This is a genomic window from Burkholderia sp. Ac-20379 (assembly GCF_017104645.1).
Classification (GTDB): domain Bacteria; phylum Pseudomonadota; class Gammaproteobacteria; order Burkholderiales; family Burkholderiaceae; genus Burkholderia.
Window position 1 is genome coordinate 1 of the sequence record NZ_JAAGPF010000168.1, and the last position, 16022, is coordinate 16022.

At 67.8% G+C, this 16022-nt stretch carries 16 protein-coding genes; 8 read left to right on the top strand and 8 right to left on the bottom strand.

The features are described from left to right. On the bottom strand, window positions 1-486 hold a 486-nt coding region (locus G3N92_RS20400; RefSeq protein WP_206129389.1), incomplete at its 3' end, for a type VI secretion system ImpA family N-terminal domain-containing protein. Between the two features lie 451 nt (window positions 487-937). On the opposite strand from G3N92_RS20400, the gene G3N92_RS20405 reads away from it, so the two are divergent. The 4 genes from G3N92_RS20405 to G3N92_RS20420 all read left to right on the top strand — a co-directional run bounded on the left by G3N92_RS20405 (window position 938) and on the right by G3N92_RS20420 (window position 3904). Continuing rightward, window positions 938-1492, top strand: coding sequence for an RNA polymerase sigma factor (locus G3N92_RS20405; protein WP_206129390.1), 555 nt, complete (start codon window positions 938-940; stop codon window positions 1490-1492). Then, complete coding sequence (locus G3N92_RS20410; RefSeq protein WP_206129391.1) at window positions 1489-2418, top strand: anti-sigma factor; 930 nt, start codon at window positions 1489-1491, stop codon at window positions 2416-2418. Before G3N92_RS20405 ends, G3N92_RS20410 begins: the two co-directional genes overlap by 4 nt. Then, the gene (locus G3N92_RS20415) at window positions 2402-3484 is read left to right on the top strand and encodes a catalase family peroxidase (RefSeq protein WP_206129392.1); all 1083 of its coding nucleotides are present in this window, start codon (window positions 2402-2404) and stop codon (window positions 3482-3484) included. Before G3N92_RS20410 ends, G3N92_RS20415 begins: the two co-directional genes overlap by 17 nt. Before the next feature lie 174 nt (window positions 3485-3658). After that, on the top strand, window positions 3659-3904 hold the full coding sequence (locus G3N92_RS20420; protein ID WP_206129393.1) for a hypothetical protein: 246 nt from the start codon (window positions 3659-3661) through the stop codon (window positions 3902-3904). Between the two features lie 73 nt (window positions 3905-3977). Here the strand turns inward: G3N92_RS20420 and G3N92_RS20425 are convergent, their stop codons facing one another. Then, complete coding sequence (locus G3N92_RS20425) at window positions 3978-4328, bottom strand: cupin domain-containing protein (RefSeq protein ID WP_206129394.1); 351 nt, start codon at window positions 4326-4328, stop codon at window positions 3978-3980. Between the two features lie 188 nt (window positions 4329-4516). Here G3N92_RS20425 and G3N92_RS20430 point away from each other — a divergent pair, with 188 nt between their 5' ends. Continuing rightward, entirely contained in the window at window positions 4517-5446 is a 930-nt protein-coding gene (locus G3N92_RS20430) for a LysR substrate-binding domain-containing protein (protein ID WP_206129395.1), read from the top strand. 266 nt (window positions 5447-5712) lie between these two features. Continuing rightward, complete coding sequence (locus G3N92_RS20435) at window positions 5713-6459, top strand: dienelactone hydrolase family protein (protein ID WP_206129396.1); 747 nt, start codon at window positions 5713-5715, stop codon at window positions 6457-6459. 180 nt (window positions 6460-6639) lie between these two features. On the opposite strand, the gene G3N92_RS20440 is transcribed toward G3N92_RS20435, so the two are convergent. The 6 genes from G3N92_RS20440 to G3N92_RS20465 all read right to left on the bottom strand — a co-directional run bounded on the left by G3N92_RS20440 (window position 6640) and on the right by G3N92_RS20465 (window position 14792). Further along, window positions 6640-6993, bottom strand: coding sequence for a copper-binding protein (locus G3N92_RS20440; RefSeq protein WP_206129397.1), 354 nt, complete (start codon window positions 6991-6993; stop codon window positions 6640-6642). Further along, window positions 6990-10208 (bottom strand): efflux RND transporter permease subunit, encoded by a 3219-nt coding sequence (locus tag G3N92_RS20445; protein WP_206129398.1) that lies wholly within the window; start codon window positions 10206-10208, stop codon window positions 6990-6992. Before G3N92_RS20445 ends, G3N92_RS20440 begins: the two co-directional genes overlap by 4 nt. Continuing rightward, the gene (locus G3N92_RS20450; protein ID WP_206129399.1) at window positions 10205-11770 is read right to left on the bottom strand and encodes an efflux RND transporter periplasmic adaptor subunit; all 1566 of its coding nucleotides are present in this window, start codon (window positions 11768-11770) and stop codon (window positions 10205-10207) included. Before G3N92_RS20450 ends, G3N92_RS20445 begins: the two co-directional genes overlap by 4 nt. A 10-nt stretch (window positions 11771-11780) precedes the next feature. Next, window positions 11781-13082 (bottom strand): TolC family protein, encoded by a 1302-nt coding sequence (locus G3N92_RS20455; RefSeq protein WP_206129400.1) that lies wholly within the window; start codon window positions 13080-13082, stop codon window positions 11781-11783. Window positions 13083-13193: 111 nt separating this feature from the next. Beyond that, window positions 13194-13559, bottom strand: a complete 366-nt coding sequence (locus G3N92_RS20460) for a hypothetical protein (RefSeq protein WP_206129401.1) — start codon at window positions 13557-13559, stop codon at window positions 13194-13196. A gap of 381 nt (window positions 13560-13940) precedes the next feature. Further along, window positions 13941-14792 (bottom strand): LysR family transcriptional regulator, encoded by an 852-nt coding sequence (locus tag G3N92_RS20465; RefSeq protein ID WP_206129402.1) that lies wholly within the window; start codon window positions 14790-14792, stop codon window positions 13941-13943. 101 nt (window positions 14793-14893) lie between these two features. Between G3N92_RS20465 and G3N92_RS20470 the strand changes: the two genes are divergently transcribed. Beyond that, a complete protein-coding gene (locus G3N92_RS20470) occupies window positions 14894-15214 on the top strand; it encodes an EthD family reductase (protein ID WP_206129403.1) in 321 nt (106 codons plus the stop codon). Window positions 15215-15267: 53 nt separating this feature from the next. Beyond that, the coding region (locus G3N92_RS20475; protein WP_206129404.1) for an alpha/beta fold hydrolase at window positions 15268-16022 on the top strand (755 nt) is incomplete at its 3' end.

Below are 16022 nucleotides of genomic sequence, written 5' to 3' on the forward strand. Positions count from 1 at the left end.
TAGGTCGCGCAGCGAGAAGCGCCCGAGCCGCGGCGAGTGCACGAACGTCGCGAGCCGCAGGTAGCCGAGCACGCTTTGCGGATCGGCGAGCGGCATCAGCGCGTTGGCGCGCGCGGTCGGATCGTTGTCGTCCTCGGCGTCGAGTTGCGGGTGGACATCGTCCCAATACGATTCGAGCAGGCCGCGCACCAGGGCGAGGCCCGCCGCCCAGCCCGCCACGCCGTCGAGGCGCGTGCGCGCCGCGCACAGATGCACCGCCACGCGCAGGTCCTTGGTGCGGGCCAGCAGCGCGTCGGCGGCCTGCGCGACGCGGTCCCAGTCCGGTTCCTGGGCCGCCTTCAGGCTGTCGCCCATGATGCGCTCGGGCAGCGGCGTGGCGAGCTGGTCGAGCGCCGCGAACGCGGGGTCGTATTCGAGGTTCGGGCCGGTGCGCGCGTCGCCGTCGATGGGCGCGAGCAGGGCCGGGAGCGTGACGGAATCGTTCATTGCGGGACAGGGGAGGTTGGTGATGGAAGCTTGCTTGAATTGCATCGATGAAAGCCGTGTCGGGCCGCGCCGGCGCACCCGCACGCAGCGGCTTCGTTCAACAGAACACCTGAGTAGCCCGAACTATTCCGGTACGGAAAGGCATGCATTCATGTCGGGCCGCACGGTCGGGAAATCGATATCGCGCATCGCTAGCATTTACTTACAATTTTGCGGATTTCACGCACGCCGCACGCAAGCTCTTGTTATTACAGGAGGCCGTGCCGTGCCGCGCCTCGCGATGCCCCGCCGGATACCGCAGCGCATGCGCATTTCGCACCGGACTGGCGCAATCGATCTCGGCAAACGTTTGCCCCCGGCTGTACAATCCGCCAACTTTCCGCCTCACCCTTTGCCATGGCGGGTTTCCGGCCGGCTGGCCGGTTGCCGGCCAGCTTTCAGTCAGCCAAACATGTCAACAGCAGATGTCGAGAATTTGCCCGCGCTTCTGCCGGGCATGCTGCCGCGGCTCTGGGCATTCTCCCTTCGCCTGTGCGGGAATCAGCACGATGCCGAGGATCTGGTCCAGCGCGCCTGCGTGCGGGCGCTGGAGCGCGCGCATCAGTTGCAGCCGGGCACCTCGCCGCTGAGCTGGATGTTCTCGATCGTGCACTCCACCTGGATCAACGAGCTGAAGGCGCGCAGCGTGCGCAGCCGGTCGAGCATGGAGTGGGACGACGCGTTTCTCGAGACCGTGCCCGATCCCGGCGCACCCGATCCCGAATCCGCCATGATGAGCAGCGAGATCATCGCGGCCGTCGAGCGGCTGCCGGAAGCGCAGCGCGTCGTGATGCTGCTGGTGGCGGTGGAAGGCATGAGCTACGCCGAGGCCGCCGAGGTGCTCGAGGTGCCGATCGGCACCGTCATGAGCCGGCTGTCGCGGGCGCGGCAAACCATCGGCGCGCGCTTCGGCGAACGCGAGGCGCCGGCCCCGCGCGCGTTCCATGCGCAACGGGTCACGCCATGAGCGTCGATGACGCCAGCCTGCTGGCCTACGTCGACGGCAGTCTGCAGGCGCCCGAGCACGACCGGATCGCGGCGGCCATCGAGCAATCCGAGGCATTGGCGCGGCGCGCCGCGCAGTTGCGGGCGGGCGATCTGCCGTATCGCGACGCGTTCGCGCGGCAGGCGCTGCCGCCCGTGCCGGCGTCGCTCGTGCATACGGTGGATGCATTGATCGCGCGGCATCGTGCGGAGCGGGGCGAGGTCGATGCCGCTTCCGCGCCGGCTGCCGGGCCGGCGATCGCAAGCGGCAACCTGCATCGCCTGACGCCGCGCCGGTCGTGGCCGACGCTCGCCGTGGCGTTCGTCGCGGGCGCGTTTTGCTGCACGCTGGCGTTGCGTTTCGCACCGGGGGTGTCGAACCGGAGCGCGGAGTCCGTCGCGCAGGCCGACACGGACGGCGACGCCCGGGGCATGACACCCTGGATCAAGGCCGCCGCCGATTATCAGCAGCTTTACACGCGCGATACGGTCGCCTTGCTGCAACCCGACATGCAGGCCGCCGCCCGCGAAGTCGCCGACATCAACGCGGTCGACAAGCTGCCGGTGCGGATCCCCGACTTGCGCGACCAGGGCCTCGCGTTCAAGCGCGTGCAACGGCTGCGCTTTCACGGCAAGCCGCTCGTGCAGATCGTCTATCTGCCGATGCAGGGGCAGGGCAAGCCCGTCGCGCTGTGCGTGCTGCACGAGGCGATGGCCGACGCCGCGCCGTCGCACGGCCGCGCCGACGGCCTGAACGTCGTGAGCTGGCGGCGCGGCCAGCTGGGCTACGTGCTGCTCGGCGAAGCGGGCGCGGCCGATCTCGATGCGCTCGGCGCGCGGCTTTACCGCGGCGACGCCTCGGCCATGCTCGTCGACGACGATTCGGGCGAGCATGGCCGGCGCGGTTGAGCGTGGCGAGGGCGAGCCGATCGGACGCGCCGCGCTGGCGTTGCGCTGGGCCGTCGTGCTCGGCGTGCCGGCCGCGCTGACCGGCGCGTTCGTCTGGTGCGGCGGCTGGTGGAGCGCGCGCGTCGACGCGCCGCGCATCGTCGATGCGTTCGAATCCACTGCCGCCCGCTATCCGGGCTTCCGCCGCAATCATGCGAAGGGCATCTGCGTGACCGGCCATTTCGACAGCAACGGCGCGGGCCGCGCCGTGTCGCGCGCCAGCGCGTTCGCGCCGGGCCGCTATCCGCTGGTGGGGCGCCTGTCGATGCCCGGCACCGATCCCACCCGCGAGGACGCCACCGGCATGGTGCGCAGTTTCGCGCTGCGCTTGACGATGCCCGGCGGCGAGCAATGGCGGCTCGCGATGAATTCCACGCCGATCTTCGCGGTGCGCACCCCGCAGGCGCTGTTCGCGCAATTGCGCGCCGACGCGCGCGACCCCCATACCGGCCGCGCCGATCCCGCGAGGATGCGGGCGTTTTTCGACGCCCACCCCGAAGCGCGCGCGTTCGAGCGTTATCTGGATTCGCATCCGTCGTCGTCCGGCTACGACAACGCGCGCTATTACGGCATCAGCGCGTTTCGCGTGGACGATGCGCGCGGCGTGCGGCGTTTCGTGCGCTGGGAGGTGGTGCCCGACGATGCGTACCGCCCGGTCGATGCGCGCGAGCAGCGCGATCCCGATTTCCTCGCCTACGACCTGACGCAGCGGCTCGCGCGCGGGCCAGTGCGCTGGCATCTCGTGCTGAACGTCGCGCAGCCCGGCGACCCGCTCGACGATTCGACGCGCGCCTGGGCGCCGTCGCCGAACCGGCCGCGCATCGACGCCGGCATCGTGACGATCGATCGCGCGCAGACGCAGATCGACGGCCCGTGCCGCGACGTGGTGTTCGACCCGACGGTGCTGCCGGCCGGCATCGCGCCGTCCGACGATCCGCTGCTGGCCGCGCGCTCCGCGACCTACAACGAATCGTTCCGGCGGCGCATCACGGAGGAGGCGGCGGCGCTTCGCGCGAGCCGGCATTGAGGCGAACGGCGGACGTGCGAAGGCGGGCGACGGATGCGCGCCACAGTGCATGTCGAACGGCATTGGGGCGCGGCGCGAGTCCGTTTATCATGGCGGCATGACGGCGCACCAACCCGCGCTCCCGCCCGGTTGCGATCCAATCGGGCGCCTCCTACTTTTCCAGCTATTCGTCTCATGACCCCCGACGACAGCCAACTGATCGCCTACGCCGACGGCCGACTCGGCGCGACCCAAACGGCCTGGATCGAGCGCGAACTGGCCGCATCGGCCGAGCTTCGCGACAGCGTCGTTCGGCTGCGCGCCTCCCGGTTGCCTTACCGGCAGGCGTTTGCCGCGCAGATCCTGCCGGCGGTGCCGGCCGCGTTGCGGCGGTTCGTGGAGGGGATCGGGCAGGAAGGGACGCCGAGCGATGGGCGTTGAGGCGGGATGAGGGCGCTGCGCCCTCGCCGGATACCGCGTTCGACGAGGTATCCGCGAGCGCGCTCCCTGCACGTCAGGGCTTCGGAATCACCGTCGCCACCTTGCGCAGCTCGGTATGCACCTGCAAGGTGATCGCTTCGCCCTTGGCGATGTTCACGATGCTGCCCGGGCCGATTTCCTTCTTCTCTCCCGCACCCACCTGGCACAGCGCCGTGCCGCTGATCACCACGAAGGTTTCGTCCAGATCGCGGGCCGGATAGCTGTAGGTGCCCGGCGTCGCGCGCCACACGGCCACGGCGGCCGGATGCTCCGTGCCGGTGTCCGTCCAGACGCGGCGGGCGTACGAACCTTCGTCGCGGCCATCCGCCGGCCGCGAAGGCGAGAAGTCCAGGTCTTCGTCAACGTGGAAATACGTCTGCGTCATGCGTTCACTCCCGAAAATCCAACAATGATGGTGAGGGCGCCCGTGCCGGCCGGCGGCGCGCCCGCGATCCTGCGTCGACGTCGAGGCGAGTCTGAGGGCGGCTCCCGGTAAAGGCAAATACCGACAAAATGTCCGCCTATTCATTTTTGTTATGGCAAGCTGGGCGGCGGGCCATCAGCGAGGGGACGATGAACGTCAGGCAGATCGAGGCATTTCGGCTCGTCGTGTTGCGCGGATCGATGACCGCGGCGGCCGACGAACTCGGCACGTCGCAGCCCGGCATCAGCCGGCTGATCGCGGAACTGGAAGCCGCCACCGGCCTTCAGCTGTTTTCGCGCAACGGCGGCAGAATCCAGATCACCGAGGCCGGCGCGGCGTTCTATCGCGACGTCGAGCGCAGCTTCGTCGGGCTCGACATGCTCGAACAATCGGCGCGCGAAATTCGCACGATGGCGACCGGGCGGCTCCGGGTCGTCGCCGCGCCGCTGTTCGCGCTCGGCTTCATGCCGGCCGTCATCGAACAGTTCGTGCGTCTGCATCCGCAGGTCTACGTGTCGCTCGAAATGCGCAGCGAAGCCACCATGCAGCGCTGGGTGTCGTCTGGGCACTACGACGTGGGCATCGGCTCGGTCGAGCCGGAAGCCTATGCGGTGATGTCCGAGGATCTGTTCCGCCTGCCGCTGCTGTGCGCGCTGCCGGCCGGGCATCCGCTCGCGTCGCGCAGCAAGCTGGTGGCGAGCGACCTGCGCAACGAACGCCTGATCCTGCCGTCGTATGCGGACGAGCCGCGCGCGCCGATCGACCGCGTGCTGCGCGCGGCCGGCGTCGATCAGGTGCCGGCGATCGAAACGCCGTATGCGTCGCTGATCATGTCGATGGTGTCGCGCGGGCTCGGCATCGGCCTGACGAACGGGCTCGCCACGCTGCACACCGCGCCGCAGCAGGTCGTGCTGCTGCCGTTCGAACCGGCGATGTATGCGCGCGGCTATTTCCTGCATACGCAGAGCAATGCCGGCAAGCCGCTGGTGCAGGAGTTTCTCGGCCTCGTTCGCGCGGCAGTACGGGAAGACATCCTGGCGCTGCCGGAAGCGTATCGAGTGAACGCGAGTTTCGCTTAGGAACGCGTAGCGTCGGGGCTTGGACGCGGCCCTGGTTCACCCGTTTTGCCGACGCCCCGGCGTTTTCCTTGCGTTCGCTGTCGCGAGCGACCCGACACGGGCCGATCTCGCGCGTCGGCAGCGTGCACGTCAGCCGTTCCTCCATCACGTCCGCCATGCGGTCGCACTACGCGAATCTTCGGTGCGAGCGCCACCGCTGCACGCCGCGTCGAATAGAATCGCGGCATGCCAGCAAGCATGTCGACAACCCGATCGGAGGCGATTTCATGGCGCAGGAAAAGGTGGACGTGACCACGCAGGACGGCGTGTGTCCGGTTTATGTATTCACGGGCGCGGCGGCAAGGCCGGCGCCCGCCATCGTGTTCTACATGGATGCGGGCGGCATCCGGCCGGGGGCGAAGCAGATGGCGCAACGCCTCGCCGACGCCGGTTACGTGGTGCTGCTGCCCGACCTGTTCTATCGCCACGGCGCTTACGGCCCGCTCGATCCCATCGAATTGTTCAAGGGCGATTTCATGGCGGTGATCGGCCCGCTCATGGCCACCACCGGCAACGCGAAGGCCGCCGACGACACCGGCGCGCTGCTGCGTTACCTCTCCACGCGCGACGACGTGCTGGGCGAGCGGATCGGCGCGGTCGGGTTCTGCATGGGCGGGGGGATGGCGATTGCGGCGGCGGGAACCTACCCCGAGCGCTTCGCCGCCGCGGCGAGCTTTCACGGCGGCAACCTGGCGACCGATCAGCCCGACAGCCCGCACCGGTTCGCGCCGCGCCTGAAGGCGGAGGTCTATATCGCGGCGGCGGATGCCGACCGCCTCTATCCGCCCGAGATGGCGCAGCGTTTCGAAAGCGCGCTCGACGCCGCCGGCGTGCAGTACACCGCCGAGACCTACGCGGGCGCCGCGCACGGATGGATGAAGCCGGATTTCCCGGTGTTCGATGCGGCCAGCGCGGAGCGCGGCTGGGCGACGATGATCGGGTTTTTCGATCGGGTCTTGAAAGGGGCGCGTTGATTCGGTCGCGCGGGCGCGCTGCACCTGGGCGGCCGAATCCGTCCAGCTTCGAACCTCGCGAGGCGAGCGGCACGGCGACGCGCCGCGTTGCATCGCGTGCGACTTCCGGCATCGCGGAGCCGCGGCAATGCGCCGGCGCCGGAACGGCGCGCCGACGCATTGCCGTACGGCCGCGGGCGCTTACTGCTTCAGAAGTGTCACGATGGTCGGCGTGCCGTTCACGTTTTCAACGCGAACCTTGACCTTTTCGCCTTCCTTCGCTTGTTTGACCATTGCCGCATCCTTGGCCTTGTAGGCCATCGTCATCGGCGACATTCCGATGTTCTTCAGCTCGCCGTGCTGAAGCGTCACCATGCCGGTCGATGCGTTCACCTTCCTGACGACCGCATCGGTGAGCACGGCGTCGTTGGGCGCCCCGGCGCCGGTTGCGGCGGCGTTCATCTTCATGCCGGCCATGTCGTCGGCGGCCAGCGCCGCCCCGGCGAGCGCGAGGCCCGCGCAGAAGGTGGCGGTGAGGGTGATCGACTGCTTCATTGCTTTTCTCCAGAGTGAATGTTCGGCACGAACGTGCCAGGGGGGACTGCGTGGGGTTGCGGCGGTTCCTGCGTGTTGGCCTGTGCATGCTTGATGCGGCGGCGTTGCAGCAGCATCCAGGCCGCCGGAATGACGAGCATCGACAGCAGCGGGGCGGTCACCATGCCGCCAACCATCGGCGCGGCAATCCGCTGCATGACTTCGGAGCCCGAGCCATGGCCGAGCATGATCGGGATCAGGCCCGCCAGCACCACCGCGACGGTCATCGCCTTGGGCCGCACGCGCAGCACCGCGCCCTCGCGAATGGCGTCGACCAGGGTGGCCTCGGTAAAGGGCTGGCCTGCGTCGAGCCGGCGGTTCAGCGCGCCCTTCAGATACAGCAGCATCACGACACCGAATTCGGCCGCCACGCCCGACAGCGCGATGAATCCCACCGCGGTGGCCACCGATACCGCGTGCCCGAGGATCCAGATCAGCCAGAACCCGCCAACCAGCGCGAACGGCACGGTCGACATCAGCAACAGGGCGTCCGCCGCCGAATCGAACGTCAGGAACAGCAGCACGAAGATGACGACGAGGGTCACCGGAATCACGATGCGCAGCTTCGCGGCGGCCCGCTCCAGATACTCGAACTGCCCGGACCACGCGATCGAATATCCCGGCGGCAGGACAACCTGCCGTGCGACGGCGAGCTGCATGGCCTTCACCGCCGATTGCAGGTCGGTGTCGCGAATGTCGACGTAGACGTAGCCTGAAAGCCGGGCGTTCTCGCTGCGGATCATCGGCGGCCCGTCCGAGATCCCGATCGTGGCGACGTCCCCCAGCGCGATCTGTGCGCCGCGGTTCGTGACGACCGGCAACCGCCGTATGGCGTCGACCGAGTCGCGGATTTCCCGCGGATAGCGGAGGTTGATCGGGAAGCGCTCGCGTCCCGCGATCACCTCGCCCAGGTTGTCGCCGCCGATCGCCGTCGACACGACGGACTGGATGTCGGTCACCGACAGGCCATAGCGGGCGGCCGCGAGGCGGTCGATGTCGACATCGATGTAGTGACCGCCGTTCAGGCGTTCCGCCAGTGCCGACGTGACGCCGGGAACGTGCTTCAGGACGGATTCGACCTGCGTGGCGATCCTGTCGATCTGCCCGAGATCCGCGCCGGAGATCTTCACGCCGACGGGCGTCTTGATCCCGGTCGACAGCATGTCCAGCCGATTGCGGATCGGCGGCACCCAGACGTTCGACAGGCCCGGGATCTTCACCCGCGCATCGAGCTCGTCCACCAGCTTTTCCGGTGTCATGCCCGGCCGCCATTCGCTGCGCGGCTTGAACTGGATGGTGGTCTCGAACATCTCGAACGGCGCGGGATCGGTCGCCGTGTCGGCGCGCCCCGACTTGCCGAACACCGTCTTCACCTCGGGCACAGTCTTGATGAGGCGATCCGTCTGCTGGAGCAGTTCGGCGGCCTTGTCCGCCGAGATGCCCGGCAAGGCGGTCGGCATGTAGAGCAGGTCGCCTTCGTCGAGCGGCGGCATGAATTCGGCTCCGAGCCGCGACATCGGCGCCACGGTGACGGCGAGCGCCGCGACCGCCAGCCCGATGGCGACCCACGGGCGGCGCAGGGTCGCTTCGAGCGCCGGACGATACAGGCGGATCAGCACGCGGTTGATCGGATTGGCATGCTCGGGCGGAATCCGGCCGCGGATCAGATAGCCCATCAGTACCGGCACGAGCGTGACGGACAACCCGGCGGCGGCGGCGATCGTGTAGGTCTTGGTGAAGGCGAGCGGCGCGAACAGTTTGCCTTCCTGACCGTCGAGCGAGAACACCGGGATGAACGACAGCGTGATGATCAGCAGCGAGAAGAACAGCGCGGGGCCGACCTCGGCTGCGGATTGCGCGATCAGCTCCCATCGCCGGGCGGTTGCGATCGGCGTATCGGGGTGCAGGCGGTCGTGCGCTTCCAGATGCTTGTGCGCATTCTCGATCATCACGATGGCCGCATCGATCATGGCGCCGATCGCGATCGCAATGCCGCCCAGCGACATCAGGTTGGCGTTGACGCCCTGATAGCGCATCACGATGAACGCGGCCAGCACCCCGAGCGGCAACGACAGGATCGCGACGAACGCACTGCGCAGATGGAACAGGAACACCGCACAGACCAGGCCGACGATGACGAACTCCTCGACGAGCTTGTCCCTGAGGTTGTCGACCGCCCGTTCGATGAGCTGCGAGCGGTCGTAGGTCGTGACCACCTCGACGCCCGGCGGCAGGGATTTCTTCAGATCGGCGAGCTTCGCCTTGACGCCCTCGATGGTCGCCAGCGCGTTCTTCCCCGAGCGCATGACGATGACCCCGCCCGCCACTTCGCCCTCGCCATTGAGTTCGGCGACGCCGCGGCGCATTTCCGGGCCGATCTGGACGCGGGCGACGTCGCCGAGCAGGACCGGCGTGCCCGTGTCGTTCGTCCGCAGCACGATGCGCCGAAAGTCGTCGAGCGAGCGCAGATAGCCCGATGACCGGACCATGTACTCGGATTCGGCCAGTTCGACCACCGACCCGCCGGATTCCTGGTTGGCCTTGCCGATGGCGTCCGCGACGGCACTCTGGGTCATGCCGTAAGCGCGAAGCCTGTCCGGATCGAGCACAACCTGGTACTGCCGCACCATGCCGCCGATGCTGGCGACTTCGGACACGTTCGGCACGGCTTTGAGCTCGAACTTCAGAAACCAGTCGTTCAAGGCGCGAAGCTGTCCGAGATCGTGTTGTCCCGTGCGGTCCACCAGTGCGTATTCGTAGACCCAGCCCACGCCCGTCGCGTCGGGTCCGAGGGACACGGTGGCGCCGGGCGGCAAGCGGCTCTGCACCTGGTTCAGGTATTCGAGCACGCGCGACCGCGCCCAGTATTGATCCGTCCTGTCGTCGAACAGCACATAGACGAACGCATCCCCGAACGACGAATAGGCGCGGATGGCGGTGGCGCCCGGCACCCCCAGCAGCGTCGTCGTGAGCGGATACGTCACCTGATCCTCGACGACTTGCGGCGCCTTGCCGGGATACGAGGCCTTGATGATGACCTGCGTGTCGGACAGATCGGGCAGCGCGTCGAGTGGCGTGCGAACCAGCGAAACCACGCCCCATGCGGCGACGAGCGCCGTCGCGAGCAGCACGAGGAAGCGGTTGCCGATCGACCAGCGAATGATGCGTGCAATCATGGCTTGCCTCCGATCGGTTCGACGCGCGTCAACTGGTAGCCGTCATCCGACTGCCTGAAGACGAAATGCACGGCGTCGCCTGCCTTGATCCCGGGGAAGGCGGTCGCGGACGGTTTGCCGAAGGTCATGGTCATTGCGCCCCAGCCCAGCGCCGGAACGGGCTGGTGCGAGACCGTCATGTCGCCGGCGGTGACTTTTTCCACCTTGCCGGTGGTCTGGTAGGTTTGCGCGATCGCGGGTGTCGCGGCCGAAGCCGGCGTCGAGGCCGGCGTCGAGGTCGGCATTCCGGGTGCCGCGCCGCCTTCGAGTTTGGGCAGCACGGAGGTCAGGCTCGCTTCCGAGTCGATCAGGAACTGGCCCGATACGACGATCCGCTGGCCCTCGGTCAACCCGCTCGTCACCTCGGTGCTGTCCCCGCTGTCCTGGCCGACCGTGATTTCGACAGGCCGCAGCCGGCCGCTATCGTTCCTGACGATGACGATCGACCGCTTGCCCGTCGTGATCACCGCTTCGGACGGCACGAGCAGCCGCGGGACGGGCTTCGCTCCCTTGACGTGCGCGCGCATCAGCATGCCCGGCGTCAGCCTGAATCCGGCATTGTCTATTTCGAGCCGCGCCTGCAGAGTCCGGCTGTCGGCGCTGATGCCCGGCAGGATTTCACGAATGCGACCACTGAAGTGCTGCGAGGCGTCGGCGGCGACCGCCGCGTCGACCGTCATGCCGGGCTGCACCCGCAAGGCGAGCGACTCGGGTATCTCGACGATCAGCCACAGCTTCGACAGCGGCGCGATTTTGGCCAGCGTTTGTCCCGGCGACACCATCGCGCCGTTGCGTACATCGAGCTCGGTCAGGACGCCCGCCTGCGGCGCGAACAGCGTGACGTGGGCCTGCGCCCGGCCTGTCCGGTCGAGGCTCGCGATCATCGCGTCGGGGATCGAGAGCGCCTGCATGCGCGCCCGCGCCGCGGCAAGCAGGCCGGCATCCATGCCGCCGCGTTTCAGCGCCAGGTAGTCTTCCTGCGGCGCCAGCCAGTCGGGAACGAACAGCGACGCGATCGGCGCGCCCTTCGCGACCCGTTGCATCGGGGCGCTGGCGTACAGGCGGTCGATATACCCCGTCACGCGCGACTGGACGACGTTGGCCATCGACTCGTCGAACCGGGTGGTGCCGATCGCGTCGAACCCTTCGTCGATGTCCCGACGCACCACGGTTGCGTATCGAATGCCGAGATTCTGTTCAAGCGCGGCGTCGATCCTGACGCCGCTCGAACCGCCTTCGTCCGCGAAGACGGGCTGAAGCTGCATGTCCATGAAGGGCGATTTGCCGGGCTTGTCGAAGTGCTGGTTCGGCACCATCGGATCGTGCCAATACAGCACTTTCCTGCCGGTCTTGGGATCGACGTCGTTTCTTGCTGCCGGGGATGCGGCAGGCATCCCGGCCGCGCCCGACGCCATGGATGCCGCGGGTGCGGCACGACGCGAGCCGACGACATAGCCGGCGCCCGACAGCACGGCTGCGGCGAATCCCGCCGCAACGGCGCCTGCGATCAGTTTCTGGTTCATGGTGTGCTCGCTACTGGCCGGAGATCAGGTCGGGCGGCAGAACCTGGTATTCCAGTTGCGCCCAGATGAGGGAAACGTCCCGTTGCAGCTTCAACACCTGAAGATCCGCTTCGAGCCGGGTATGTCTCGCATCCAGCGCGTCGGAGAGCGTGCCCGCGCCCGACCGGTACGCGGCATCGGCGAGTTGCATTTTCTGTTCGGCGACCGGAAGAATGGTCTGACGTGCATTGGCCAGCCGTTCCCGGCCGCTGGCGAGCCTGACCGCGAGGCTCCGGATATCGGCGGCGACTTGGCGCGCCGTGTCCTCGTATGTGAGCCGCGCCTGTGTCCCCATCTCCGATTTCTGCTCGACGTCGCGGTCTTCGACGCTGCCGCGGTGGACCGGCAAGGGGATCGTCACGCCTGCCGACACGTAGTCCGGAAACCGTCCGCCGCTTTTGAAGTACGTCAGGCCCCAGGTCCAGTTCGGACTCCGGTTGCTTCGGGCGATGTCCGTGTCGGCATCCGCGAGCGAGACGGCGGCGCGGGCTGCGATCAAGGCAGGCTGAACCCGAGCCAGTTGATCGGGGCTCAAGCCGGCAACCCGCGATTCGGGTTCCGGCGGCGTGCCGGCAACTTCCAGCACGTTGCCCGCTCCCGTCCAGCGCGACAGCGTGATCAACGCGGTCTTCTCGTCCTGCTGGGCGCCGATCAGCTCGTCGCGCGCATTGCCGAGCGTCAGGCCGGCTTGCGCGACATCGACCGCCGTTCCTTTCGCGCCGCGGTAGGACGCCTGCCTTGCCGCCAGTTCCTGGCTCAGGTGATCCACCAGCGCCCGGTTCAGGGTGACGGCCTGCTTCGCGTAGATGGCGTTCAGCCAGGCCATGGCGGCTTGCTGACGGACCTCGGCCACCTTTTCGAGGTAGGTGGAGGTGTCGCGTTCGACGGTACGCTCGGCCAGCGCCGTCCGCAGCCGGCGCTTTTCGGGCGACACCCATTCCTGCTGGATGCCGATGCCTCGCATCGTGAAGTTGTCCTGTCCGATCGTGACGGCATTGGGGCCATTGATCGGCAGGTCCTGAACACCGAGATTCAGCGTGGGATTGGGCAGTTGCCCTGCTTTGACGACCACGTCCGCGCTGCCCCGGACAGCGGCCTGTGCAGCCTGGATCGACGACGAGCGGCTGGTCGCGATGTGCAGCGCTTCGTCGAGCGTCAAGCCCGTGTCCTCTGCGTGCGCCGCACGGCCACTCAGCAGGCCGAATGCGAAAAGGACCGCGCACGAGCGAGTCCGGGCCCGCCGGCGTGCGGGCGTGCCAATGGTGAAAGGCATGTTCTAACCTCGAAGGGTCGAGCCGCGTGTGCCAAGCGGGCGGACACGCGAACTCACGTCCCGAAACGGGACGACATCACCGCGCAAAGGCGGCTAACCGGAACGATGGAGTTAGAGGGGCTGCGGTGGACGCCAGAGGCCATCCGGCTCGCGGATGGAGAGCGACTGCGTGTAGTGGAAGCGGGCGGGGCGAAACGACCCGGCGGGCCGAGTCACGGAGGGAGACGAAACGGGGTGGTAGAGGCTGCCCATCTGACATTGGGCGCTTGCCTTGCACGGCGATCCTTTCGACTTGCCGTGTTCGCTCGACGATGGGCTCATCGAATCGCAGCCGGACATTTCGGACGACAGGGCGGCGGTGTCGCCGGCCATGCTGGATTCCATCGGGCACGCGCCTGTCGCACCGCTGGCTGCCAGCCCACTGAGGGGCAGCATCGCGCACAGCAGCAAGACGAACAGTGACCGCAGAATTTTCATCGCGGGAAGTATAGCCTAGCTGTTTCGATCTGTTGGTCTTTGTGCGATGCCTTTACAAGGCTCGCTTCGGCGGTTTTTTTATCGGGAATTTGTCGATCTGGATGGTGCGGTGCGCTTGGGGGCGATACGGTGAAGTGTCGAGCGCGCGGAGATCGGACTTATAACCGTATCGTTCAACCTGCCGATCGGGAGTTCCGATGCCGGACGACGCATGGAGTCGCCTGGAAGCCTTCGCCCGGGACGCGCTTGGCCACCGCGCGTGCCGTTGACACTCGGCATGCTCGCCAAGTCGGTTCGCCTCGGGCGGTGGGACACGGCCGAGATCGAAGCGGACGACTGACCGCCTCGAATCGGGGGCGACGCGAAGGCCCCCAAAAAAATCTACCCCCCCACATGCGCGACCGCGAGATCCACGAACGCGCGCAACCGCTGCAGCCGCCGGAGATCGCGGTGGTAGCCCATCCAGATGTCTCTCGACGGCGGCGCGTCGCGCAGATCGAGCCGGCGAATGGTCGCGAGCCGATCGCCGACGGGGCGCGGCAGGACGGCGATGCCCAGGCCCATGCCGCACATCTGCGCCTGCACGTTGCGATTGTTCGACTGCAGCACCACGCTCGCGTTGGGGAAGCGCTCCTTCAGCCAGTCGATATCGGGAAAGCTGCCGGTCGAGGTGTCCATCGCGATCAGGCGTTGCCCCGCGCCGTCGCCTTCCACCGGGTCGGCGCTCGCGGCCGCGACGTAGGCGCCGTATCGCATCTCGGTCAGACGCTTTTGCACGATGTCGCGCCCTTCGAACGGAACGATGCGAAACGCGATGTCCGCTTCGCGCTGCGCGAGATTGAACAGCCGTGATCCGGTCAGGATCTCGATTTCGACCAGCGGGAAATCGCGCGCATAGGCGGCGATCACGGGCGGCAGCACGTAGGCGCCGAACCAGTCGGCCGACGACACCCTGAGCGTGCCTTCCAGCGCCTGCTGCTCGCCGGTCAGCCGCCGTTCGATGCTCAACGCGCCGTCTTCCATCTGCTCGGCGAGCGTCAGGATCGCGGTGCCTTCCTCGGTCAGAACGAAGCCGTCCGCGGTGCGCTGGAACAGCACCTGTCCCATCGATGCCTCGAGCGCGCGAAGCCGCCGCCCGACGGTCGGCTGGCTGAGATTCACCGCGCGCGCGGCGGCGCCGAGCGTCCCGGCGCGCGCGATCGCGAGGAAGATCCTGACATCGCTCCACTCCATACCCACACCCCAACAAAAATGAATGGACGGTTCTCATTTTAGTGAATTGTTCAACGTAAATGAATTTGCGAGACTGCGTTCCGTTCAGAACGGAGCGTGTCATGTCGCCTATCGCTTTACCCATCGTGTACGTCGCCTACGAAGGCACGCCTGACGATCGCTTCGATCGCCGCTACTACGTCGAACGTCATCTGCCGCTCGTGATGGCGGCCTGGCGGCGCTACGGCCTCGAGCGTGTCGAGGCGTTCTTCCCCGCGTTCACGCGGGCCGCCGCCGGCACGCTCGTGATCTGCGAATGCCGTTTCTGCGACGAGGCGGCGATCGACGCCGCGTTCGGCTCGCCGGAAGCGGCGGCGGTCATGGCCGACGTGCCCGCGTTCACCGATCTTGCTCCAACGCGCTCGCGCGTCGTCCGGCTCTGACCGGCGCGATGCATCACGCACACGCGGCTCACATCGAAAACAGGGAAATCATCATGGCTTTCTGGGAAAACGCGGCCCCGCGCACCGTGCGGCGCGGCCACATGTGGATTCCGGGCGACCGGATCGAACGAGACGGACAGACCTACCAAAGCGGCCCGCTGTTCGTCGAATGGGAAGCGCCGGAGCAGGTGACGCGCCCCTGGCCGATCGTGCTGCTGCACGGCGGTGGCTATCAGGGCACCGAGTGGTTCGATACGCCGGACGGTCGCCCCGGCTGGGCGCAGCGTCTCGTGGAAGCTGGGTATGCGGTGCTGGTGGCGGACCGTCCGGGGCAGGGGCGCTCGCCGTTCCACGTCGACACGCTGGGGCCGATGGGGCCGCCGTTTTCCTACGAGCACGGCCGCCGCATCTACTTCCCGGCCGAATACGCTGATCGCCACACGCAATGGCCGTTCGCCCAGGACGACGACGCCTCGATGGACGCATTCATCGCCGGTTACGGCCCGCTTCCTGCCGATCTCGCGTTTTCCGAGGACATGGAGGCGGACCGGATCGGCAAGCTGCTGGACCGCATCGGCCCGGCGATCCTGCTGACGCATTCGGCGTCCGGGCCGGTCGGCTGGCTGGTGGCGGATCGCCGGCCCGGTCTGGTCAAGGCGATCGTCGCCGTCGAGCCGATGGGGCCGCCGTTCGCGGAGATCCCCAACATCGGCGCGCTGACGTGGGGCCTCGCGGCCGCGCCGCTCGCCTGGGAGCCGCCCGTCGCGTCGCCCGAAGCGCTGCGCGCGGCCGCCCCCGGCGCGCACCG